Consider the following 23,395-nt stretch of genomic DNA (forward strand, 5'->3'; position numbering starts at 1 on the left):
GCGCTGCTACAGCCGCTCGATAATGGTCACGTTGGCCTGCCCACCGCCTTCGCACATGGTCTGCAGGCCATAGCGGCCGCCGCTGCGCTCCAGCTCGTGCAGCAGTGTGGTCATCAACCGTGCGCCGGTGGCGCCCAGTGGGTGACCGAGGGCGATGGCGCCGCCGTTGACGTTGGTCCTGGCCGGGTCGTAGTCCAGTTCCTTCTGCCAGGCCATCACCACCGAGGCGAAGGCCTCGTTGATCTCCACCAGGTCGATGTCGGCCATGCTCATGCCGGCGCGCTGCAGCGCCTTGCGGGTCGCCGGGATTGGCGCGGTCAGGTGCCAGATGGGGTCGTCGCCCATCACCGTGAGGTTATGGATGCGTGCCCGCGGGGTCAGGTTGTAGCGCTTCAGCGCCGCCTCCGAGACCACCAGCATGGCCGCCGAGGCGTCACAGGTCTGGCTGGACACCGCTGCGGTGATATCCGGAAACTGCGGGTCCACCGGCTCCAGCGAGGCCATCTTCTCCAGCGTGGTCTCCCGTGGCGTCTCGTCCACGGCCAGGCCGTTGAGCGCGACTATCTCCCGCTCGAAGCGCCCTTCGGCAATGGCCTGCAACGCGCGGCGATGGCTTTCCAGGGCGAAGGCTTCCATGTCGGCGCGGCTGATACTCCAGTGACTGGCAATGCGCTGGGCCGAGTAGAACTGGTTGACCGGCTGGTCGCCGAAGCGTGCCTGCCAGCCCTTGCTGCCGGAAAAGGGATCGGGAAAGCCCAGCGGCTGGCCGGCCAGCATGGCCGAGGAAATCGGGATCTGGGTCATGGTCTGCACACCGCCCACGGCGACCACATCCTGGGTACCGCTCATCACCGCCTGGGCGGCAAAGTGCAGCGCCTGCTGGGACGAGCCGCACTGGCGATCCACGGTGGTGCCGGGCACGGTCAGCGGCAGCCCGGCGGCCAGCCAGCTGGTGCGGGCGATGTCGCCGGCCTGGGAGCCGATGGTATCCACGCAGCCGAAGATGACGTCGTCATACTCGTCGGCGGGAATGGCATTGCGCTCGACCAGCGCCTTGAGCACATGGGCGCCGAGGTCGATGGCGTGGACGTCGGCCAGACTGCCCTTGCGCCGGCCGGTCGGGCTGCGCAGGGCATCAACGATATAGGCTTGGGCCATGGTTCATCACTCCGCGAAGGTGTATTGCGGGCCGATAGGGGCATCGGGCGCGAGGATGGCATTGGCCACCCGGGATTTGTGGAAGGCACGGTCGCCCCAGGACGAGTCCAGCGCCCAGGCGCGTTTCATGAACATCTGCAGGTCGACCTCCCAGGTGTAGCCCATGGCGCCGTGTACCTGGATGCCATGCCGGCCGGCCAGCCAGGCCGCTTCGCAGCAGGCCAGCTTGGCGTGGGAGACGTGCAGGTCGGCGTTGGCTTCGCCATGCGCCAGCGCATGGGCGGCGCGGTACAGCACCGGCTTGGCAAACTCGATCTTGCCCGCCACATCCGCCAGGTGATGCTTGACCGCCTGGAAGCTGCCGATCGGCTTGCCGAACTGCTTGCGCTGCACCACGTAGTCCACCGACAGGTCGAGCATGCGCTGGGCCAGGCCCAGGCTCTGGCCGGCCACCGCCAGCGCACCGCGGTTGAGGGTTTCGGCCCACACCCCGTGGCCCTGCTCGGCGCCCAGCACCAGGCTGTCGGCGCTGGGGTTGAAGTTAACCCGGCTCAGCCGCCGCGAGCTGTCGATGCTCGGGTTGCGTTCGTAGCCGATGGCGTCACGGCGCAGGCCGTGCACTTCGCCCTGGTGCTCCAGCAGCACCACATCGGCCAGGTGCACGTCGGCAATCAGCGGGTTGACGCTGTGGCCCACGGCGATGCGAACGTTGCCCTCGGCAATGCGCGACAGCATCTCGTCCCGGCGCGGTGTGTCTGCCGGCAGGGCATTGAGCAGGCCGGTGGCCACGTAGGCGGTATCGGCCATGGAACCGGCAATGGCGTAGTAGCCCAGTTCCTGGGTCAGCAGCGACCAGGCAATGTCATCCATGCCCAGGCCGCCCTGCTCTTCCGGTACCGACAGGGCGGTCAGGCCCTGCTCGGCCATCTTGCGGCGCAGCTCCGGGGAGCGGCCGTCATTGGTGTCCCAGATCTCGCGCAGCATTTCCGGCGGCGCCTCGGTCATCAGGAAGCGGCTGATCGCTTCGCGAAAGGCCAATTGGTCTTCGGTAAAGGTAAAGTCCATGTCGGCTTCCTCAGGCTTTCGGCAGGCCGAGCATGCGCTCGGCAATGATGTTGCGCTGGATTTCGTTGGTCCCGGCGTAGATCGGGCCGGCCTGGGCAAACAGGAAGCCCTCCAGCCAGTTGCCGTGGTCCACCGCTTCCGGCGCCTGGCCGGTCAGCTCGCCGTAGGGGCCGAGGATGCGCATGGCGGTTTCGTGCATCTTCAGGTCGAGTTCCGACCAGATCACTTTGTTGATACTGGCCTCGGCGCCGATCTTGGCACCCTTCTCGACCAGGCCGACGGTATGATAGGCGGCGTGGGCGTAGGCTTCGGCGCCCATCCAGCTCTCGATGACCGCATCGCGCACTCCGGGATCGCGCTCGGCGACCTGCGGGTTGGCCTTGTACAGGTCGACCAGGCGCCGGGCGGTCTGCTGGAAGCGCGCCGGCGAACGCAGCAGCAGGCCGCGCTCGAACCCGGCGGTGGCCATCGCCACATGCCAGCCCTGGCCTTCGGCACCCAGCAGGTTGCCGACCGGCACCCGCACGTCGTCGAAGAACACCTCGGCAAAGGCGTCCTTGCCGTTCAGCGCCTTGATCGGGCGGATGGTCACGCCGGGGCTGTCCAACGGTACCAGCAGGTAGCTCAGGCCATGGTGGCGGCTGCTCTGCGGGTCGGTGCGGAACAGACCGAAGATCCAGTCGGCGAAAGTCGCCCGGGTGGACCAGGTCTTCTGGCCGTTGATCACGAATTCATCGCCATCGCGCAGCGCCTTGCTGCGGATCGCTGCCATGTCGGAGCCGGCATTGGGCTCGGACCAGCCCTGGGCCCACATGTCCTCGCTGGAGGCAATGCGCGGCAGGAAGTGGCGCTTCTGCTCCTCGGTGCCGAATTCCATGAGGGTCGGCCCCAGCAGCAGCTGGCCGTTCTGGTTGACCCGCATCGGCGCGCCGGCGGCGTAGTATTCCTCTTCGAAGATCAGCCACTCGATCAGGTCGCAGCCACGGCCGCCCAGGTGTTCCGGCCACATGACCATGGACAGGCGGCTGTCATACAGCTTGCCTTCCCAGGCCCGGTGTTCCTCGAAGCCCTCGCGGGTGTCATAGCTGGCCAGCGGCTTGTTCGGCACATTGGCCTTGAGCCAGGCGCGCACTTCGGCGCGAAAGGCTTGTTGTTTGGCGGTAAAGGTCAGTTGCATGGCAGGTTCTCAGAAGCTGGCGTCGCGCTTTTCAACGAAGGCGCGGCGGGTCTCGGCGGAGTCCGGCATGGTGTAGGCTTCCAGCGTGAAGCCCTGCTCCCAGCGGTACTTGTCTTCCAGGTTGCCGTCTTCGATACCGTTGAGGGCTTCCTTGGCGATGCGGATCATCGCCGGGCTCTTGGCAGCGATCTTCGCCGCGATGTCGCGGGCGGTCACCACCAACTCGTCGCGCTCGACCAGCCGCTCGATGAAGTTGTACTGCATCGCGTCGGGGGCAGTGACGATTTCGCCGGTGAAGAACATGTAGCGCACCTTCTGCACCGGGAACAGCCGCTGCAGGTGGGCGCCACCGCCCATCGCACCCCGGTCCACCTCGGGCAGCGCGAAGGTCGCGCAGCGCGAGGCGACAACGATATCGGCGGCGCCGGTCATGCCGATGCCACCACCCAGCACGAAGCCATGCACGGCAACGATCACCGGCACCGGGCAACGGTGGATAGCCTTGAAGGTGGCGTAGTTGCCGGCATTGACCTTGACGATCAGGTCCGGGTTGGCGTCCAGCTCTTTGATATCGACCCCCGCGCAGAAACCGCGCCCTTCGGCGCGGATGATCAGCACCCGAACCGCTGCGTCGGCACCCAGCGCATTGATCTGCGCCGCCAGGGCCAGCCATTCGCTGCTGTCCAGTGCATTGACCGGCGGCTTGCAGATGACCAGCTCGGCGATGCCTTCGTTTACTTCCACCTTGAACGCAGTATTCATGCCTGGGCTCTCTCGTGTTGGTCGGCGGTCTGCTCCGCCGGGGTTTGTGGCGATTGCTGCAGGCGTTGGCACAGGCGCAGCAGACAGCCCTCAGCCTCGTCAGCGATTTCCTGGATGATCTGCTCGCAGCTCTGCAACTGGTCGATGGCCGCTGCCACCTGGCCGCTGGGCAGGATGCCCTCGTCGGGAAAACCCTCGACCATCGACCGCTGCAGCAGCACCGGCTGGTTGGCCGCCATGACCACCTGGGACATGGCGCCCGGGTCGTCCTTGATGGCGGTAAAGAAGGTGCGGATCATGTGGCCGGTGGTCATGCCGGTCTGGGCTTTCCACTTGCGCGCACTGTTCAGTGCAATCCACAGCCGGCCGATCGGGCCAGCCGCTTCGAGCTTGTTGATGAAGGGATTTTCCACCATCCGGTGGCGCATGCCGTCCACCGCCAGGGTGACGCGGATCTGCTGCGTATCCCGGGTTGCCAGATAGCGTTGCAGCGTGGCCTTCGGCGTGGGTGAGTCGCTGCTCATCATGAACCGGGTGCCCATGGCGATGCCCTCGGCACCGGCGGCCAGCGCCGACGCCAGCCCGCGACCGGTGGAGAAGCCGCCGGCGGCAATCACCGGCACATCCACCGCCGCCAGGACCTGGGGCAGCAGGATGGTGGTGGGCACGCCGCCGGTATGGCCGCCGCCCTCACCGCCCTGGATGGTGATCATGTCGGCACCCAGCTCCACTGCCTTGAGCGCATGCTTGAGCGCACCCACGGTGGGGATGCACAGCACACCGGCCTCCTTGAAGCGGCGGATAGTGTGCTGGTCCGGCCCGCGACCATAGCTCACCGCCCGCAGCCGATACTGGATGGCCAGATCGACGCACTGGGCAGCATTGTCCTGGAACATGTGGAAGTTGAGGCCAAAGTTGCTGCCACCGGTGGCGGCAATCACCTTCTGGATCTCCGCTTCCAGCTGGTCGGCGGCAATGGTGGCGCCGGCGAGGAAACCGAAGCCCCCCGCGCGGGTAGTGGCGATCACCAGGTTGGCGTCGGACACCCAGCCCATGGCCGTCTGCACTATGGGATACCGGCAACCCAGCGCGTCGGTCAGCCGCGTTTGCAGGGCCCGCATCAGCCTTGCTCCCGCTCGGCCTGGGCCTTGTTGGCAGCGGCCATAGCCTTACCGTCGAAGCCGCCGAGCTTGTCGCCGGAAATCTGCTCGTTGTGCACGTGGGCAAAATGATGCCAGGCGAACACCGCCTCCATCCCGGTACGCTTGCCCTGCAGATCCTCGATGTGGTTGACCGCCTGCTTGGTCAGCGCCAGCCCCATGCGCGGCTGCTTGGCAATGCGCTGGGCCAGCTCCAGGGTGGTGCTTTCCAGCTCATCACGCCGCACCACCCGGTTGACCATGCCCAGCTCGTAGGCACGGGACGCCGGCATGCGGTCGCCGAGCATCAGAAACTCCTTGGCGATACGCGGGTGCATCTCGAAGGCGTGGGCGAAGTACTCCACGCCGGGGATGCCCATGCGCACCACCGGGTCCTGGAAAAAGGCGTCGTCGCTGGCGACAATCAGGTCGCAGACCCAGGCCAGCATCAGCCCACCGGCGATGCAGCCACCCTGGACCATGGCGATGGTCGGCTTGGGCATCTCGCGCCAGCGCCGACACATGTTCAGGTAGACCTCCTGCTCGCGCACATAGAGGAACTCGCCACCGGGCTTGTTGGTGTGGTCCCACCACAGGTGCTTGTGCTCGAAGGACTTGGTTACATCCCGCCCGGGCGTACCGATATCGTGCCCGGCGGAAAAGTGCTTGCCGGTCGAACACAACACGATGACCTTGACCTCATCATCGTTGATCGCGCGGCGAAAACAGTCGTCCAGCGCGTAGGTCATCTGCGAGTTCTGTACGTTGTTGTACTGCGGGCGGCTCATGGTCACGATCGCCACGCCGTCCGCTACCCGATAGGACACCGGTTCCTCGGTCTCGTAGACCGCGGTGTCCTCACGCTCGACGAATTCGCTCATCCGCGCACCTCCTCCGCCGTACGGATACCGGCCGGATTGCCCTTGAGCTGGCGGGCCCGCAGGTTATGCGGATCCAGCCGGGCGATGCTCGCCAGCTGATCGGCGGTCGGATGCGGGGTCTCGCCCAGGTTGTCGACCTTGAGCAGCGGGAAGCCGGTACGCTCCTGCACTAACGCAAAGTCCACCCCGGGGTGCAGCGACAGTACCCGCGCCGCGTGATCCGGGCCATTGAAGTCCATGACGCACAGGTCGGTGATCACCCGGCCAATACCCATCAGGTCGTTACGCATGCCTGGCTGCCAGCGCTCGGGGTTGAAGCCGACGCCGGAGACCATGTCTACCTCGCCTTCGACGAACACCCGCTTGCTGTGGTTGGGGATGTAGAAGGAGTTGAGGTGGTTGATGCTGTTCCCCGGCAGGCCGCGCACACCGAGCATGGCCACCTTGGGCTTGGCGTAGTCGCCGATCACCGACAGGTTGGTCTGCGCCCAGCGGTCGACTTGGGTCGGTCCGACCATGGCATGGCGGCGGCCGTGCCAGACGCAGTCGAATACCCGCTCGAAGGGCAGGTAGCCGGAGTACTTGGGCACATAGTCGCCACGCGGGCCGACCGGAATCGGCTCCTCGACCAGGAAGGCCTCGCTGTCGGTCATCAGCAGCTCGGGGCTGTGGCTGACCTTGGCCAGGCTGGCGCCCAGCCGGGGAATGATGCCCAGGCCCGAGGCCAGCAATTCACCGTTGTCGCGCCAGGCTTCCGAGGCAGCAACGATCATCAGTTCAGCCAGGCTGAAAGTATTGGAACTCATGGTCTCACTCCTCAGAACGTCGGCAGGGGCAGGCTGGCCATGCGCTCGGCACCGCCGTTGCGCTCGCAGTAGTCGGCTTCGCTGCAATTGACATAGGTATCCAGGTAGCGCTGCCAGCCGTTGTCTTCGCCGGCGCTGTCGCTGTAGTCCTTCAAGTGCTGCATGTCCCAGCCATAGGCGGGGCCGCAGGCGGTGGGGTGCGCGCCCAGTGGGGCTTCCACCACGCCGGTGACCATGGAGCGCTCGAAGGTGCTGAAGCGGGCGGTCGCCGCGTCCAGTTCCAGGCGCTCGACCACTTCTTCGGCGGACACGAAGCACTGCTTGGAAGCGCGGGCGACGTGGTGGTCGAAATACACGTCGTTGCCGGTAATCAGGGTGTTGCCCAGGCGATCCGCCTTGTTCACGTGGACGAAGGCCACGTCCAGTTCCAGCGCCGGCATGGCCAACAGCACTTCGCCGTCGGCATAGGGCGAGGTGATGAGTTTCAGCTCTGGGTTATGGGTCAGCACATCGGTGGCCAAGCCGGCACGGGCGGGCAGGAACGGCAGGCGCATGGCTGCAGCCTTCAAGCCCCACTGGAACAGACCTTCATCCAGCTCCATGACATCCAGGGTGCCGGCTTCCCGGGCCTTGCGGAAATAGGGCTCCAGCGGAATGGCGTCCATGGTGGCGAAGCCGAAGATCAACTTCTTGACCTTGCCAGCCGCGCAGAGCATGCCGACTTCCGGGCCGCCGTAGGCCACCACGGTCAGGTCCTTCACATCACTGCGCAGGATCTCGCGCACGATCGCCATGGGCTTGCGCCGCGGACCCCAGCCACCGAAACCGATGGTCATGCCATCGCGTAATTGTCCTACTACATCCGCAGCAGTCATCTGCTTGTTCATTATTGCTCCTCCTGCCGGCCGGCATTGAAGTCATGTCCCCAAATGCTGACCTTGGTGAATTCGAAAGCGGTGTGCTGGTTCCAGTCGACCTGTAGCCCGCCGCAGCCGTACTCGAGATCGAAGCCGGACGGGGTTTTCATGTAGAACGAGGTCATCTTGTCGTTGAGGTGCTGCCCCAGGGTGGCGGACAGCGGTACGCCATGGGCCTGGCGCCGGTCGTGGGCGCGGCCGACTTCGGTCATGGAGTCGACCTCGACCATGACGTGGACGCACTTGCTCGGCACGTCGTACTCGGCGATGGCCAGGCTATGGTGCCGGGCGTTGCCACAATGCAGGAAGTGGATGCGGGTGGCGGGGGCGTCGGGGGCCGGACGGAAATTGAAGATGTCGGAGATCTCGAAGCCCAGCACCTGCTGATAGAAGGCTGCGCACTCATCGAAATTCGGCGCCGGCAATACGGTATGCCCCAGCCCCATGTCGCCGGTCAAAAAGCGCGGTACGCCCTGGGGGGAGACGAAGGGCTGGCAGTCGGAGCGGTAGCCCCAGGTCAGCTCGTGCCGGTTGCCCGCCGGGTCCTGCAGCAGCGCTGCTTCGTTGACCTGGCGCTGGGCGCAGAAGGCAGCGTCGGCCAGTTCATAGGCGACCGCGCTGGCATCCAGCCGGGCCAGCATGGCGTTGAAGGCGGTCTTGCTGCCCAGCTCCCAGCCGGAGGCCAGGTAGCGCGACTCGGCGCCTTCGACAATCAGTATGCGGAACGGACGATCGTCCATCTTGATATACAATCCGCCGCCGGGCGCCGGGCTGGTCATCATCCCCAGCACGTTTTCGGCATAGTGTTGCCACTTCTGCACATCACCAATCTGCGCGACGAAATAGCTCAGCGCTCGAATCTCACTCATGCCGCCACTCCTCATTCAGGGTCTTGAAGCATGAGTAGATTGTTGCCCTTGGGGGGCGGCGCATTCATCGTCCATTGAGACTAACGTTATGGGCTGCGGTGGGCGGGCATGTTGCGGTGAGTGTGTGCAAGGCCGTGCTGGGGTGCAGGGCCGTGCCGACACGCCGTGAATACATCCATGTAGGCTCGCGGTTTTCATCCCTGAAAACCGACGGCCGGCACAACCCTGCACCCCAGAACGGCCAGCGAACCCCGCGCCGCTGGGGGTAAAACCCTCAGCGGCGCGGAGTTTCTGCCGTTGCGTTGGGATGCCCCTGCCACGACCGTTTGATGCCAGGGATGGCATCAACGAGCCCCCATGGATGGGTTCACGGCGTGTCGTGGCAGGGGCATACCAACGCAGAGGCCTGCACAGATCGCCAGCCACCCCTACCAAGACAAGCAAAAAAAAATCGCCCATGGCACAAACCGGTGGGCGATAAAGGAACCGACCCTGGACCCAGGCCGGGCAGCACAACAAACGCTTACATGTAGAGGATGACCAGGTCGTTGATCACCGCCGGGCGCTCCTGACCTACCACGTGGATGTTGCATTCCAGCACCATCTGGGTACCTCGCGGCAGTACCTCTACCGATTTGACCCGGGTGCGTGAGTGCACCAGCGAGCCGGCCGGTACGGGGCTGGGGAAGCGCAGGCGTTCGGAGCCGTAGTTCACCATGTTGGTGAAACCGGTCACCTCGAAGCTCAGCGGCACCTGCATGCGAGACATCAGCACCTGCACCAGGGCGCCATGGGCGATGGTGCCGCCGAAGGGGCTCTCCTTGCGGGCCCGCTCGGGATCGGTATGGATCCAGTAGCTGTCACCGGAAAGCTCGGCAAACTGGTTGATCAACTCCTGGTCCACCAGCACCTGGTTGCTCCAGTCGCTGAACTCGCCGGTGACCAGGGATTTCAGCGTCTCGATGTCCTTGACGTCGATCTTGCGCTTGGGCGGGCCGGACTCGGCCGCCGGTGCCTCGGGCGCCCTGACGACTTCGTCACGCTCCTCCAGCGGCACGTCGGCGCCGGTATAGCGCAGCAGCACGGCGCCGTCGGCATTGACGGTGGCGCGCACCGGTTTGAGGCGCATGCCAACCTTGATCTGCCCGGGGTCGAGCCCGATCAGGGTAGTGTTCATGCGTACACCTTCGTCGAGTTCGACCACCGCCAGTATCTGTGGCTCGGCACTGGCGAACTCGGGCAGGGTCGGTACCCGTGCCACGGTGTAGGTGTAGAGCGTGCCGGTGCCCGACACCTGCTTCCAGCTCAGGTCGTGGGATAGGCAGCTGCTGCAGTGGCGCCGCGGATAGAAAATCCAGTGCTGGCAGGCGTTGCACTGCTGCAACAGGACCTTGCCTTCTTTCAAGCCATCCCAGAAGGGTGCGGAAATTGCCGTTGGCAGCGGCATAGGTTTGTTGCTCATGCTCAAGCCCCCTGAAGAATCAATGCGCCCTGCTCGCTCATGACACCGCCGGTGCCCGAGACGAATACCTGATCACAAACCTTGAGCTGGCGATCACCGGCCTTGCCTGCTACCTGCTGGTAGGCCTCGACCACCTGGGAGAACCCGCCCGCCGACCCGGCCTGGCCGAAGCTCAGCTGCCCACCGTGGGTGTTCATCGGGAAGTTGCCCTTGTAGGTCAGGTCGTTGTCCAGGATGAAACGCATGCCCTCACCCTTGGCGCAGAACCCGGCATCCTCCAGGCTGAGCAGTACGGTAATGGTGTAGCAGTCGTAGATCTGCGCCGCGTGCATGTCGGCGGGCTTGAGCCCGGCCATGGCGAAGGCGCTGCGGGCAGCCGGACCGACCGGGGTTTCGGTCATGTCGGGCGAATAGCTGGGTGATTTGTAGCCCAGGCGTTCACCGAAGCCGGTGATATAGGCCGGACGCCCCTTGCTGCGGGCGGCCAGCTCCTTGGACGCGACGATCACCGCGGCGCCACCGGCGACCGGCATGACGATTTCAAGAATGTGCAGCGGATCAGCAACCAGCTTGCTGCCCAGCACATCCTCGATGGTCAGTGGCTGCCCACGGAAGATCGCATCCGGGTGGGCCTGGGCATTGAAGCGCTGGTCCACGGCGATCTTGGCCATGGCGCGCTGGTCGTAGCCGTACTGCGCGGCGTAGCGCTGGGCGATCATGGCGTAGCCGGTGTTCTGGCCCATGTGGCCGTAGGGCAGGTCGAATTCGGCTTCCGGCGCACCGTACTGGGTGCTGTGGCCACCGAAACGCATGGCTCGGGCCATGGCCGACGGATCATCGTCCGGGCCGAAGGGTGCCATGCGCTGCGGGATCACGCAGAGCACGGCCTGGCAGATACCCAGCTCGATGGCAGCGGCGGCGCGCCAGATCATGCCCACGGCGGTGGTGCCGCCCAGGTCCACGACCTCAGCGAAATTCAGTGCGATGCCCAGATATTCCGCGGCCATTGCCGGCACGAAACTGGAGGCCTCATGAAAATGCGGACCATTGATACAGAGTCCGTCGATATCGCTGGCCTTGAGGCCGGCGTCGGCCAGGGCCTGCGCGGCCAGGTCCGCTACCTGCTCCAGGTGGAACATCTGCGGTGCGGTGGAATATTTTTCCGGCTTGTATTGCGCGGCGCCAACAATGGCGGCCGTTCCTTTCAAACCCATGACTGTCCCCTCATCGGCTGCGGGCGACCGGGAAAACGTCACCCTCTGCCCGGATTGTTGCGTCCCCTGCCCGGCGGCTCATCGTCCGTTAAGCCTACGTGGGGAGATTTTGTCGAAGCCGACATAGCAAAAGGCCGGCCCCTTGCGGGAGCCGGCCTCTGTGCTTGCCGAGACGGTCCGGGATCAGCGGCCGAGGGCGCGCAGCCGGTCCGGGGTGAACTGGCTCGGATCCATTTCGCCCTTGTTCAGGATGGCCGCCCGCTCACGCTCGTTGAACAGCGTATAGCCGATATAGCTGCCACTGTTGAGGTCGTGGAAGAAGGAGGAGCCAGCCTGCCAGGCGCTGGTGTCCGGATGGTAGTAATAGTTGATGATCGCGTGCTTCCACAACTCCCCGCGGCTGTCGTAGTTGTCCGCCAGCACTGCGTGCCAGGTGTCCTCGTCGATGAACAGGCGGCGCTTGCCATACAGGTGCCGGCTGCCTTCCTTGACGTTGGCCTCGATCACCCAGACCCGCCGCAGCTCGTAACGCAGGAACTCGGGGTTGGGATGGTTGACGGTCAACAGGTCCGCGTAGCTGATGTCCTTGCTGTGCACCTTGTAGGCGTTGGCCGGAATGATGACCTCCTGCTTGCCCACCAGGGTCCAGTCGTAGCGATCCGGCGCACCGTTGAACAGGCGGTCCTCATCGATGGTCATCAAGCCGTTACTGCCGCCCAGCGGTTGGTCGTAGCCATAGCCTGGGGCCAGGCGCACCCGCCGCGTCCCGGTGTTATAGGACCAGGCGGTACGCGCCGAGGTGCGGTAGTTATAGGGCTCATGGTTCATCGAGAAGTTGCCGCGCTCACGCAGTGGCAGCAGTACCTCGGTGGTGCAGTAGGCCGAGACGCCGTCATCGGTATGCGGACGCAGGCTCGGATCCGGATCCATGGGCGGCGCCAGGCAGCGACCATGGGAACGGCCCCAACCAATGCTGCCACTGGCAGTTACCGATGCGATATCGCGAATCTCATCCTGGGTCCAGGCGCGGAACGGCAGTTGATGGTTCCAGAGCACTTCCATGGCGCTCTTCGGAATCGGGAAGGGAATGTAGCCCAGGCCGGTGTAACCGAAGCCATCATCGACGATCTCGGCATTTTCCGCGTTCCACCGGGCGCGCTCGCACGCCACCTCGGGGTAGGCAAATTCGCGCCGACCTTCATAGACGTTGATCTTGTAGGTGTCGGGATAACGCTTGAACATCGCCTGCTGGCCTTCAGTCAGCTTGTCGGCATGCTCGGCCACGTTGGCGGCAGTGATGACCAGGATCGGTTGGTCATCGGCAAAGGGGTCGACCGGATGGGCGCCGCTGTGCGGCGGCGCATCCCAGCCGGGCACCTTGCCCACATGGGTGCCCTTGAACTCGGGGATGCTGCCATCGGCGTTGGCGGCACGTTCAGCGCCGACACAGGTCAGGTCCTGGCCCAGGCGCGCGGCCTCCTCCGGGGATACGGCAGCAGTGGCCAGCCCAGCAAGACTCATGCTGATGGCGGCGGCCAGGGAAACTACTACACCATGTCTACTCATTATTCTTCTCCACAGGTATACGCAATCCATTATTACCCTGCCGGTTAGCGTCTCATCGTCTGATCAGACTAAGCCGGCGGATACAGGGAAAGTCGCTTGGCTATTCATTGTCAGAACGAGTACTTGGCCGAAAGGGTCAGGTAATCGCGGTCAGCCAGCATCCGGTTGCGGCCGGGATCTGCCGAGTACAGGTACGCCGTGTAGGTGGTGTTCAGCTCCAGGTTGCCGAGGTACTTAAAGGTCGCGCCGACCGACATCCGCTTGTCTCCCGCACCGGCCGAGATGGCACCCTTCATCGGGGTATTGCCTTCCACCACGTGGGCCCAGTTGACCGGCACGTTCAGGTCCCAGCCCGAGAAGATGCCGGGGTAGGACAGTACCGCCTGCAGGGTGTAGGCCGTGGAGGTCTTGGTCTGCCAGGAGGTGTCGGTCTTGAAGGTGAAGTCGTCGTTGTCGCCGATCTTGTCCACATCGTCGGCCCGCACGTGCACCACTTCGCCCATCAGCGTGGTCGACTTGGCCCAGGGCATATCGCCGAGTGCACGAATGAAGCTCAGCTGCATCTGCTGGCCGGAACCGGTGGTGGTTCCGGCATTATTCGCCAGCATGACTGGCGCACCGGTACGGTATGACCACTCACCGCCCACCTGGGTATCACCCATGCTGGTGGAGAAACTCATACCGGTGAGCTTGATATCCTCAACGTATTCGATCTCATAACTCTGGAAATCCGGGGCGATAGTTACACCGGCAGGGTTACGATCGTGGTACCGCACATGAAAGAAGCCCAGCTCGGTGGACAGCGTGGGCCGATACATGGCGCGAATACCATACTGGCCACTATCACGCGGATCATTGGTGCCAGCATAAGCCGCATTGAAGCCCGGCCCGAGAATCATGAACTGACGACCCGGCCCGATCACATCCGAAGTCGACAGATATGATCCTACCGGATTCAGCTCGTTGCCCTTCCATTCGTACTGCACATACGCGGACAGGCCGAAGTCGGGGGTCACTTCCCAGTTGGCAGACACCTGACCAACCGGCAGCATGATGTCCTTGACCTCGATGCCCGGCTGACCGGAGTTGACCACGTTGACCGGCCCCTGCACGCCGTTTACCCCGGGGTAGAACAGGCCTTCACCCCAGGCCACTACGTGGCGGCCAGCCTTGACGCCCAGGCGCTGCCGGGCGGGCAATTGGAAGTCGGCAAAGACGTAGGCGTCCAGGAAGCGGCTGCGACCGCCGGAATATTTCTTGGCGTCGCTGGTGAACTTGTCGTGATCGCCGTCCTTGTTGACGGTGCCCGGCGAATCATTGTCGTTGTCGCGATGGTAGACGTCGTCATAGAAGGTACTACCGCGCAGCACGGCGCCGTAGTTGTCCTTGCGCAGGATCATCTCGCCCAGCGCCGTGGCGCGGTGGGTCATCAGCGAGTGACGGTCGAAGTTGCGGTTGCCGTCATCGGCGTTGGCCTGGCCGTCCAGCAGGTCGGAGTCGGCATCTTCCATGCGGATGCCCAGACCGTAGCTGGTGGTGACCGACCAATCCAGGGTGGCACCATTGTCGAAACGAAACGTCTCGCCGGCCTGGGCGTCGTGGGCAGGGAACGCGGCGACGGCAAGCGCCAGCGAGGCAAATGCAAACCCTGTCGAACTCCGCTGCATGACCTTCTTGTTATTGTTTTGCATAACTACTCCTGGGTTCAGGTGAAACAACGTGCCTGTTTGGTTAAACGTGGATGTCTTCAGCTGCAAAAACCTGCCCCCCACTGCTGGCCAGGCCGAAGCGCCAGGCCTCGTCCTCCAGCGTGCGGGTCAGTACTCCCTCCTCCCTGAGGAAATTGAGGTGGGCCAGGGTCTCGCCCATGGCCATCAACAAGTCGAAGCTGCTACGCAGCCGTGGAAACAGCACCGGACAGAGCGCCGCGGCCGTCTGTGGCCCGGTCTTCAGTACAGTGGTCAGCGATTCGAGATGGGCTTCGTGGTGCTGCTGCAACTGGCCGATACGGTGATGCAACCCATGGAAGGGCCGCTCGTGGGCTGGCAGCACCAGCACCGCGTCGGGCAACTGGCGAAACCGCCGCAGCGACGCCAGCCAATCACCCAGCGGGTTGGCTTCCGGCTCGGTCACCGAGACAAAGATGCTGGAGGTAATGCGCGGCAGGATCTGATCGCCGGCGATCAGCAACTGATCGTCTTCGCTGTACAGGCAGACGTGCTCCGGGGAGTGCCCCGAGCCGATGACCACCCGCCAGCAGCGCTCGCCGATTTTCAGCAGATCGTTTTCCCGCAGCCGCCGGAAGCTGGTGGGTGCGTGGGTGTCGTAGGCCATCTGGCTGAGCATCGGCCGGAAACCCGCCACCTGGTCGCTGTCCAGTCCGCAGCGCTGGAAAAACTGGGAGAATGCCCAATTCGGCTCATCGCCCTTGGGCGGGGTAACGAACAGCGCCTGGTATTCGGCGAAACTCATGTACGCCGGGCACTGGAAGCGATCCACCAGCCAACCGAGCATGCCGCTGTGGTCGTAGTGAAAATGCGTGGCAATCACCGCGAGCACCGGCGCACCGGCAAACACGTCGGTGAATACCGACTCCCATACCTCACGGCTCTGGGGCGTGTTCAAGCCAGTGTCCACCACCACCCAGCCATGCTCGTGGCGCAGCAGGTACAGGTTGATGTGATCCAGCGCGAACGGCAGCGGCATGCGCAGCCACAACACCCCAGGCGCCACCTCGCAGGTGTGGCCTGGTTGCGGCGGGGTTTCCCAGGGGAAGCTCAGCCTGTCCCGGGTCTGCCCTTCGTGCAGCTCCAGGCCGCTCATCAGGTCTCTCCGGCGAAGGCAGGCAGCTCCAGGCGCTCCAGCACCTCGGCGCTGAACGGCACATAGCTGCCGGCCTGGTCATCCTTGACGAACAGCGGATCAGTGAACAGCGCCGGGTTATAACCCTGACGCTGCAGGTCGATCTTGCGCAACTTGAAGGTGCTGGTCATGTCGGCCATGGCCGACACCCGCACGAACACCGGCAAGGCGTAATGGGGCAAACGGTCATTGGCAAAGGCAAAGAACGCCTGGGGGTCGAACTGCTGGCCTGGCTGCATCAGCACCGCAGCCATACCGGCTCGACCTTCATGGTTCGGCACCAGCACGCCGTAGATATTGATCAGCTCCAGCCCGGGGAAGTCGCCCAGCGCATCGGCCACTTCCAGAGTGGAGACGTTCTCGCTCTTCCAGCGGAAGGTATCGCCGATGCGGTCGACGAAGTAGCAGTAGCCGTCCTCGTCATACCGCAGCAGATCGCCGGAGGCCCACCAGGCGTCCCCGTCGCTGAACACGTTGCGCAGGATCTTGCCTTCGGTCGCCTCGGGCGAGGTATACCCCTCGAAGCGCCCCGCACCGATCTCCGGGAGGTTGACGATCATGCCGACCGCCTCGCCCACTTCACCGGGCTGGCAGTGGATATAGCGTCCCTCGGCATCGCGCAGATGGGTCTGGGTGCCGGTGTCGTACTTGAGCAGGCGCAGGTTGGTCTTGTCCCAGAACGGCACTCGGCCACAGGAACCGACGCGGTTATCCACGTTCAGCACCGCAGCATTGGCCTCGGTGGCGCCCCAGCCCTCGAAGATATCCAGTTCGCCGAAACGCTCGACCCAGCGGCTCCACACATCCCGGCTCAGGCCGGCGCCAAGCATGCAGCGCAGGCCATGCTCACGGTCATTGGCCTGGGCAGGCTTGTTCAGCAGGTAGCGGCAGATTTCGCCGATGTACTGGAACACGGTGACCTGATGCTGGCGAATCTCCGCCCAGAACTGGCTGGCGCTGAACTTGCGGCGAAACACGATGGACGCACCGGCGGCCAGCGCGGTGGAAGTCACCGAGGTAGCGGCAGCGCCATGGTAGAGCGGCAGGCAGCAATAGAAGATGTCCTCGGGGGTAATCTCCATGGTCACTTCCATCACATCACCGGAGGTCATCCAGCGCATGTGACTGTAGCGCGCCGCCTTGGGCAGGCCGGTAGTGCCGGAGGTGAAGATGTACAGCATGTCATCTTCAGCCTTGATGTTCGCCCGCAGCGCCGCATCGGGGCGATTGCGCGATGCATCCTGCACCTGGTCATGGAACTGACGGTCCAGGGTGGTTGGCAGCTGGCCAGGATCGACCGGGTTCTCGCTGTCGGGTACCAGCCAGCGCGGGTAGTCGGCGGTCTCCTCGGTCTCGAGGAAACCTTCCAGGCACTCCTCGCCGATCACCACGGCCTTGGCCGAAGTGGACTGCAGCGCGTGCAGCAGCGCCCGCCCTTTGAGGTGGTAATTGATAAAGGCCGTCACCGCACCGATTTTGGTCAGCCCGAACCAGCAGAAGAAGAAATCCGGGCGGTTCTCCAGCGCCATGGCGCAGACATCCCCCGGCTGGATGCCGCGGGCGAGAAAGGCATGGGCGTACTGGTTGGCGCGCTCGTCCACCTCGCGGTAACTGAAACGCTGCTGGCCATAGACCAGGAAGGCCCGCTCGCCGAAGCGATCCACCTGGGTTTCCAGCCGATCAGCCACGGTGTAGCGTTGTGCCGGCTTGATCCGGCTGGCGGCAGCCGAACGCAGGTCGAGCTTGGCCTGGGTCTGTTCCCGGCTGGGCAGAAGACTGGCGGTGGGGGCTTGCTGGGCCAGGGATGTGCTCATGACAACTCCTCCAGAGAACGTGAATCAGCGACGGGGTAATCGATGTAGCCTTCCGGACCGGGGGAATACAGCGTGTGGCGGTCGAATTCGGCCAGCGGCAATTGCTCATCGATGCGCCGGACCAGGTCCGGGTTGGCGATGAAGTGCCGGCCGAAGGACACCGCATCGGCCAGACCCTCGGCGACCATCTGCTCGGCGCTGTCGGGCTCGAAGCCATCGTTAACGATCAGCGGCCCACTGAAGGCGGCGCGGGCACGGGCAAAGGCGTCGACCTTGCGGGTATGCGCGCGCATGATGTGCAGGTAGGCCAGGTTCAACCCGTCCAGGCCGCGCAGCAGGGCGTCGAAGGTCGCGGCCGGGTCGCTGTCGGCGATGTCGTTGAACTTGTTGCCCGGGCAGAAGCGCACCCCGACCCGGCCTGGGCCGATGGCCTCGGCTATCGCCTGCAACACCTCGATGGCAAAGCGCACCCGGTTGTCCGCGCTGCCGCCATACTCATCGGTGCGCTGGTTGGCGTTCTCCGACATGAACTGCATGGGCAGGTAGCCGCTGGTGCAGTGCAACTCCACCCCGTCGAACCCCGCCGCCCGGGCGTTCAGCGCCGCCTGGCGATAGTCGGCAATGACCTGGCGGATATCGTCCCGGCTGAGGGCCTCGGGTACATCCGTATCGGTCATGCCCACGGCATCGGTAAACAGCTGGATCTCGGCGCGTACCGCCGAGGGCGCCACGGTGCGGCTGCCGGCGGGCTTGTTGTGCTGCGTCGCGGCCCGGCCGCAGTGCATCAGCTGCAGCACGATCTGGCCGCCCGCGGCGTGTACCGCCTCGGTGACCTGGCGCCAGGCGCCAATCTGCTGCTGGCTGTAGATCGCCGGCGTGCGGCAGTAGCCCATACCATCGGCCGAGGGCGCGGTGCCTTCGGCGACAATCAGGCCGGCCGCGGCCCGCTGGGCGTAGTAGTCGACCATGATGGCGGTGGGCACCGCGTCGCTGTCCGCGCGGCTGCGGGTCATCGGCGCCATGACGATGCGATTGGCCAGCTCGAGCTCGCCCATGCGCATGGGTTGCATCAATGCATTCATCATGGCCCCCTCAACGCACACGGATCTTGGGCGCAGGCGTGTCTGCCCGCATGCGCCGCAGGAACTGTTCAGCCGGTGCCGGTGCGGCCACCTCGGGCAAGCTGTCGCGTTCCGGCGCGTTGGCCCAGAAGGATTTCCACGAGGGAAACAGCGCCTGGAAGGTGCCGTGATAGGGCTCGCGGCCCGGCCAGCGCATCTTCATGTCGCCGATCGGCGGCTTGTTCAGGTCGGTGGCGTACCAGTAGCAGGGCAGCCGGCGGCGGAAGAACCACTCACCGTCGATGCGCTCGTAGTCATCCCAGTAGAGCATTTGCATGATCACCCACTCGGCGCCGGTCTCGTGCTCGTTCTTGGAATACACCACGCCCACCGCATGGTCAGCATCGGTGAATTCGATGATGTGCTGGCCGATGTGGTGGGAGGTGCCGGTGAACTGGTGGCGCAGGGTGTCATCCACCCACTGCTTGAGGTGGGCGCGGCCAACCTTGCCGCCGCCGACGCGGATATCCGGGGCGAACAGATTGACGTGGGCGTCCAGGTCACGCATATCCAGTGACAGGGAGTATTTGCCCACCAGCTGCCGGATGGCCTCGATCGACTCCAGCCGATCAAGACGCTGTAGAGTATTCTGATCCATGGTGTTGCCTTATCAGGTTGACTGCCGGGGCGGGCCCGCAGGCCCGCAGGTCATTCCAGTACGGTGTACAGATCGGAACTGCGACCGCCGTCGACCGGCAGGCTGGCGCCGGTGATGTAGGAGGCTTCATCCGAGGCGAGGAAGAACACGGCGTTGGCCAGCTCGTCGGCCTCGCCCACGCGCCCCATGGGGATGAGCTTTTCGGTGTTGCTGCGGGTCTTGTCATCGCCGAGCATGCCGGCGGTGGACGGTGTGGCGACGACGCCCGGGACGACCACGTTGCAACGCACCTTGTAGGGCGCACCTTCGGACGCCACGGCGCGACTGAAATTGATAACCGCTGCCTTGGCCGCGGAATAACCGGACATCCAGGCGGTACCGAACACACCGCAGATGGAGGCGATGTTGACGATGGCGCCACCGCCCTGCTCCTTCATCAGTTGCATCGCGGCGCGGGTACCCCAGAAGGTGCCGTCCACGGTGGTGGCGAAGTTGGCGTGCCAGTCGGCGGTGGTCATGGTGTCGACGCCGCCCCAGGTGTAGGCCATGGCGTTGTTGACCATCACGTCCAGGCGACCGAATTCCGCGGCGGTGGACTTGATCGCGCCGACGAAGGATTCCTCGTTGCTGACGTCGGCCACCCGGTAGGCGGCCTTGCCGCCAGCGCTTTCAATCTTTGCCACCACCTCTTGCAGCGGCTCTTCGCGGCGACCGCAGACCACCACGGTGGCGCCCTCGGCCGCCATCTTGATAGCGGTGGCGGCACCGATACCCGAACCACCACCGGTAACGAAGGCGACCTTGTTCTGCATGCGTGCTGTCATGTTCTTGCCCCTTAGATGAATGCCGAACCGCCGTTGACGGTAATGTTCTGGCCGGTGATGAAGCCGGCGTCATCGCTGGCAATGAAGGCCACCACGCGAGCGACTTCCTCGGGCTGGCACAGGCGGCCCAGCGGGATGGCAGCGATCATCGCCTGCATCCACTCATCCGGGATGCCGGCCATCATCGGCGTATCGGTCGGGCCGGGAACGATGGTGTTGACACGGATCTTCTGCGGCGCCAGCTCACGGGCCAGGCTGCGGGTCAGGCCCATCACGCCCGCCTTGGAGGCAACGTAGTGGCTGGGGCCTTCACCGGTCAGCGCACCGGTGCTGGAGAAGTTGATGATGGTGCCGGCAGTGCCCTTGGAGACCATCAGCCGGGCTGCTTCGCGGGCACAGAGGAAGGTGCCCTTGAGGTTGACGCCCACCACCCGGTCCCAGTGCTCCACCGGGGTATCGAGGAAGCTGTCCACCGAGCCGGTACCGGCGTTGTTGACCAGCACGTCCAGGCGCCCCGCTTCGTCAGCGATACGCTGCATGGCAGCCTGCACCGAGGCCTCGTCCATCACGTTGCAGACCACGGCGTGGGCACGACCCTTGAGGTCGGCAACGCTGGCGTTGATGGCTTCTTCATTGATGTCGGCGGCGTATACCACGGCACCCTGCTCCACGAACTGGCGGACAATGGCGGCCCCCATGCCCTGGGCGGCTCCGGTCACGAACGCAATCTTGTTATCAAGTTTCATCGCTGCTCCTATTGGCCGAACGGCATCGACCCATTAACGGTTGCAGCTATGATTCATGCGCGACCAACCCCCAACATCGTCCGTTGAGACTAAGCTGAATGCGCGTCGGGACCGGGCTTGCGGCGGCCCGCCGCCATGGTCTGAATGGACGATGAAGGGCTGGTGACCCCGGTGGATGATCGGCAAAACCAACAATAAGACCGGAGCACACCGTGAGCTCGCCAGCCGCCCTCCCCACGACCCAGCGCAGCGTCACCTGGCGTACCCACTATGCGCTGCTGATGCTCGCCCTGATCTACATCTTCAACTACATAGACCGGCTGCTGGTCTCCATCCTGATCGAGCCGATCAAGCTGGAATTCGGGGTATCCGATACGCTCATCGGCCTGCTCTCGGGGGTCGCCTTCGCCCTGTTCTACACGGTCTTCGGGCTGCCCCTGGGGCGCCTGTCCGACCGCATCGGGCGCAAGCCGGTAGTCGCCCTGGCCTGTATCGCCTGGAGCCTGATGACGGTGCTCTGCGGCATCGCCACCAGCTTCACCATGCTACTGCTGTTTCGTATCGGCGTGGCCATCGGCGAGGCCGGGGGCTCAGCCCCCTCGGTGGCCATGGTGTCGGACCTGTATCCCCCGTCGCACCGCTCCCGCGCATTGGCGGTATTTCTCATGGGGCCGGCACTGGGGGCGGTGTTCGGCCTGGGGATGGGCGGCTGGGTGGCGGACACCTACGGCTGGCGCTGGGCCTTTATCCTGATCGGCGCGCCGGGCGTGCTGCTGGGGCTGTTGCTGGCCTTTACCGTGCAGGCGCCGCGCCGCCAGCCGGCCAGCGCCGCGGATGCCCGGGAAAGCTTTTTCCAGACCATGAGATCCCTGGCGCGCACCCCCTCCTATGCACTGATCGTGTTCGCTGGCAGCACCGCAGCGATCGCCGCCTACGCCGTGGGTACCTGGGCGCCCAGCTTCCTGATTCGCTCGCACAATGTGACGCTCACCGAGGCCGGTGCGCTGTTGGGCATCGGCGGCGGCCTGATGTCGGTCATCGGCACCCTGACCTGCGGCTGGTTCACCGACCGCATGGTGCGGCGCGACACCGGCTGGCAGCTGGGCGCGGCGCTGCTGGGCACGGCCATGAGCATCCCTTTCGGCCTGCTGTTCTTCCTCTGGCCGGCCGGGTCGGCCCTGCAGATCGGCAGCCTCGCCGTACCCACCGCCTTTGCCCTGTACCTGGGCTTCGCCTTCTTTGGCACCTGGTGGTCAGTGCCCTGCTTCGGCGCCATGACCCATCTGTTCCCGGCCTCGCGCCTGGCCCAGGGCACCGCCATGTTCCTGATGGGCGTCACCCTGCTCGGCGTCGGCCTCGGTCCGCTGGTGGTGGGCATCCTCAGCGACGTGTTCGAACTGGCCATCGGCGCCGAAGCACTGCGCTACGCCATGGCCGCCACCATGGTCATCCTGCTGATCCCGTGCATCAGCCTGGCCCGCGCCATCCCCCAATACCGCCGACAGGTTGACGGCAATGACGTCGACCTGCCCGTTGAATCCCTGCCTGAAGGAGCCCGCACTTGAACACCACCAACAGTGACAACCTGCCTCTGCCGACCGGCCACTACGTCACCCTGGACAATGGCCTGACCCTGCATTACCTGGAAGCCGGCACCGGACCTACCGTGGTCTGGCTGCATGGCAGCGGCCCCGGTGCCAGCGGGTACAGCAACTTCAAGGGCAACTATCCGACCTTTGCCGAGGCCGGCTACCGCAACATCATCCTCGACCTGCCCGGTTTCGGCCGTTCCGCCAAACCCGATGACGTGGATTACGACCTGGATTTCTTTGTCAGCAGCCTGCAGGGCTTTCTTGACAAGGCCGGCATCGACCGCTGCACCCTGCTGGGCAACTCCCTCGGCGGCGCCATTGCCCTGGGCGCGACCCTCGCCTACCCGGAGCGGGTCGAGAAGCTGATCCTGATGGCCCCGGGTGGCGTGGAAGAACGGGAAACCTACTTCCAGATGCCCGGCATCCAGCGCATGGTCGAGGTCTTCAGCCAGGGTCCCATGGGCGTGGAGCAGATGCGTCATGTGATGACCCTGCAACTGTTTGACCCCACGCAGCTGGACGAGGCGCTGCTGCAGGAGCGTGCGGCGGTTGCGGTGACCCAGCCGGGCAATCTGTTCTCCAGCATGCTGGTGCCCAACATGACTGAGCGGCTGCAGGAAATACAGGTACCGATCCTCGGCTTCTGGGGCACAAACGACCTGTTCAACCCGCCGGCCGGGGCGTTCAAGGTGCTGGATAACGCCCCCCATGCCCGTTTCGTCATGCTCAACCGCTGCGGCCATTGGGTCCAGGTCGAGCATGCCGCCCTGTTCAATCGGGAATGCATCGACTTCCTGTCCGAATGAGTCATACCGGGGCCGG

At 64.6% G+C, this 23,395-nt stretch carries 21 protein-coding genes; 2 read left to right on the forward strand and 19 right to left on the reverse strand.

Going from position 1 to position 23,395, the window contains the following annotated elements; genetic code table 11:
- Window positions 1-6 precede the first annotated feature (6 nt).
- From DHB74_RS02835 to DHB74_RS02925, 19 genes are all read right to left on the reverse strand, one after another.
- On the reverse strand, window positions 7-1,158 hold the full coding sequence (locus tag DHB74_RS02835; protein ID WP_499160732.1) for an acetyl-CoA C-acetyltransferase: 1,152 nt from the start codon (window positions 1,156-1,158) through the stop codon (window positions 7-9).
- 6 nt (window positions 1,159-1,164) lie between these two features.
- Window positions 1,165-2,223 (reverse strand): acyl-CoA dehydrogenase family protein, encoded by a 1,059-nt coding sequence (locus DHB74_RS02840; protein WP_499160733.1) that lies wholly within the window; start codon window positions 2,221-2,223, stop codon window positions 1,165-1,167.
- A gap of 10 nt (window positions 2,224-2,233) precedes the next feature.
- Window positions 2,234-3,400, reverse strand: coding sequence for an acyl-CoA dehydrogenase family protein (locus DHB74_RS02845; RefSeq protein ID WP_499160734.1), 1,167 nt, complete (start codon window positions 3,398-3,400; stop codon window positions 2,234-2,236).
- 9 nt (window positions 3,401-3,409) lie between these two features.
- Complete coding sequence (locus DHB74_RS02850) at window positions 3,410-4,162, reverse strand: enoyl-CoA hydratase family protein (RefSeq protein ID WP_499160735.1); 753 nt, start codon at window positions 4,160-4,162, stop codon at window positions 3,410-3,412.
- Window positions 4,159-5,286 carry an NAD(P)H-dependent flavin oxidoreductase gene (locus DHB74_RS02855; protein ID WP_499161019.1) on the reverse strand — a complete coding sequence of 376 codons (1,128 nt, stop codon included), beginning with the start codon at window positions 5,284-5,286 and terminating at the stop codon, window positions 4,159-4,161. The genes DHB74_RS02850 and DHB74_RS02855 overlap by 4 nt, the downstream gene beginning before the upstream one ends.
- Window positions 5,283-6,182 carry an enoyl-CoA hydratase gene (locus tag DHB74_RS02860; protein WP_499160736.1) on the reverse strand — a complete coding sequence of 300 codons (900 nt, stop codon included), beginning with the start codon at window positions 6,180-6,182 and terminating at the stop codon, window positions 5,283-5,285. The genes DHB74_RS02855 and DHB74_RS02860 overlap by 4 nt, the downstream gene beginning before the upstream one ends.
- Window positions 6,179-6,988, reverse strand: a complete 810-nt coding sequence (locus DHB74_RS02865) for a CoA-transferase subunit beta (protein WP_499160737.1) — start codon at window positions 6,986-6,988, stop codon at window positions 6,179-6,181. The genes DHB74_RS02860 and DHB74_RS02865 overlap by 4 nt, the downstream gene beginning before the upstream one ends.
- Window positions 6,989-6,999: 11 nt before the next feature.
- Window positions 7,000-7,875 (reverse strand): CoA transferase subunit A, encoded by an 876-nt coding sequence (locus tag DHB74_RS02870; protein WP_499160738.1) that lies wholly within the window; start codon window positions 7,873-7,875, stop codon window positions 7,000-7,002.
- A complete protein-coding gene (locus tag DHB74_RS02875) occupies window positions 7,875-8,774 on the reverse strand; it encodes a VOC family protein (protein WP_499160739.1) in 900 nt (299 codons plus the stop codon). The genes DHB74_RS02870 and DHB74_RS02875 overlap by 1 nt, the downstream gene beginning before the upstream one ends.
- 523 nt (window positions 8,775-9,297) lie before the next feature.
- A complete protein-coding gene (locus tag DHB74_RS02880; RefSeq protein WP_499160740.1) occupies window positions 9,298-10,236 on the reverse strand; it encodes a bifunctional OB-fold nucleic acid binding domain-containing protein/MaoC family dehydratase in 939 nt (312 codons plus the stop codon).
- Between the two features lie 2 nt (window positions 10,237-10,238).
- On the reverse strand, window positions 10,239-11,450 hold the full coding sequence (locus DHB74_RS02885) for a thiolase family protein (RefSeq protein ID WP_499160741.1): 1,212 nt from the start codon (window positions 11,448-11,450) through the stop codon (window positions 10,239-10,241).
- Between the two features lie 183 nt (window positions 11,451-11,633).
- Window positions 11,634-13,016, reverse strand: a complete 1,383-nt coding sequence (locus DHB74_RS02890; protein ID WP_499160742.1) for a DUF1329 domain-containing protein — start codon at window positions 13,014-13,016, stop codon at window positions 11,634-11,636.
- A 110-nt stretch (window positions 13,017-13,126) separates the two neighbouring features.
- On the reverse strand, window positions 13,127-14,707 hold the full coding sequence (locus DHB74_RS02895) for a DUF1302 domain-containing protein (RefSeq protein ID WP_499160743.1): 1,581 nt from the start codon (window positions 14,705-14,707) through the stop codon (window positions 13,127-13,129).
- A gap of 40 nt (window positions 14,708-14,747) precedes the next feature.
- Window positions 14,748-15,839 (reverse strand): MBL fold metallo-hydrolase, encoded by a 1,092-nt coding sequence (locus tag DHB74_RS02900; protein ID WP_499160744.1) that lies wholly within the window; start codon window positions 15,837-15,839, stop codon window positions 14,748-14,750.
- On the reverse strand, window positions 15,839-17,692 hold the full coding sequence (locus DHB74_RS02905; protein WP_499160745.1) for a long-chain-acyl-CoA synthetase: 1,854 nt from the start codon (window positions 17,690-17,692) through the stop codon (window positions 15,839-15,841). Before DHB74_RS02905 ends, DHB74_RS02900 begins: the two co-directional genes overlap by 1 nt.
- Window positions 17,689-18,774: an alkene reductase gene (locus DHB74_RS02910; protein WP_499160746.1), complete on the reverse strand. Its 1,086-nt coding sequence runs from the start codon at window positions 18,772-18,774 to the stop codon at window positions 17,689-17,691. The genes DHB74_RS02905 and DHB74_RS02910 overlap by 4 nt, the downstream gene beginning before the upstream one ends.
- A gap of 10 nt (window positions 18,775-18,784) precedes the next feature.
- Window positions 18,785-19,411, reverse strand: coding sequence for a nuclear transport factor 2 family protein (locus tag DHB74_RS02915; RefSeq protein WP_499160747.1), 627 nt, complete (start codon window positions 19,409-19,411; stop codon window positions 18,785-18,787).
- 50 nt (window positions 19,412-19,461) lie between these two features.
- Window positions 19,462-20,235, reverse strand: a complete 774-nt coding sequence (locus tag DHB74_RS02920; RefSeq protein WP_499160748.1) for an SDR family NAD(P)-dependent oxidoreductase — start codon at window positions 20,233-20,235, stop codon at window positions 19,462-19,464.
- 11 nt (window positions 20,236-20,246) lie between these two features.
- Window positions 20,247-20,981: an SDR family NAD(P)-dependent oxidoreductase gene (locus DHB74_RS02925; RefSeq protein WP_499160749.1), complete on the reverse strand. Its 735-nt coding sequence runs from the start codon at window positions 20,979-20,981 to the stop codon at window positions 20,247-20,249.
- Between the two features lie 281 nt (window positions 20,982-21,262).
- Here DHB74_RS02925 and DHB74_RS02930 point away from each other — a divergent pair, with 281 nt between their 5' ends.
- Both DHB74_RS02930 and DHB74_RS02935 read left to right on the forward strand, forming a co-directional pair.
- Window positions 21,263-22,546 carry a spinster family MFS transporter gene (locus tag DHB74_RS02930; protein WP_499161020.1) on the forward strand — a complete coding sequence of 428 codons (1,284 nt, stop codon included), beginning with the start codon at window positions 21,263-21,265 and terminating at the stop codon, window positions 22,544-22,546.
- Complete coding sequence (locus DHB74_RS02935; protein ID WP_499160750.1) at window positions 22,543-23,379, forward strand: alpha/beta fold hydrolase; 837 nt, start codon at window positions 22,543-22,545, stop codon at window positions 23,377-23,379. Before DHB74_RS02930 ends, DHB74_RS02935 begins: the two co-directional genes overlap by 4 nt.
- Window positions 23,380-23,395 lie beyond the last annotated feature (16 nt).

Origin of the sequence: Pseudomonas sp. G11-1 (assembly GCF_024031555.1) — a bacterium.
Taxonomy (GTDB): domain Bacteria; phylum Pseudomonadota; class Gammaproteobacteria; order Pseudomonadales; family Pseudomonadaceae; genus Halopseudomonas; species Halopseudomonas bauzanensis.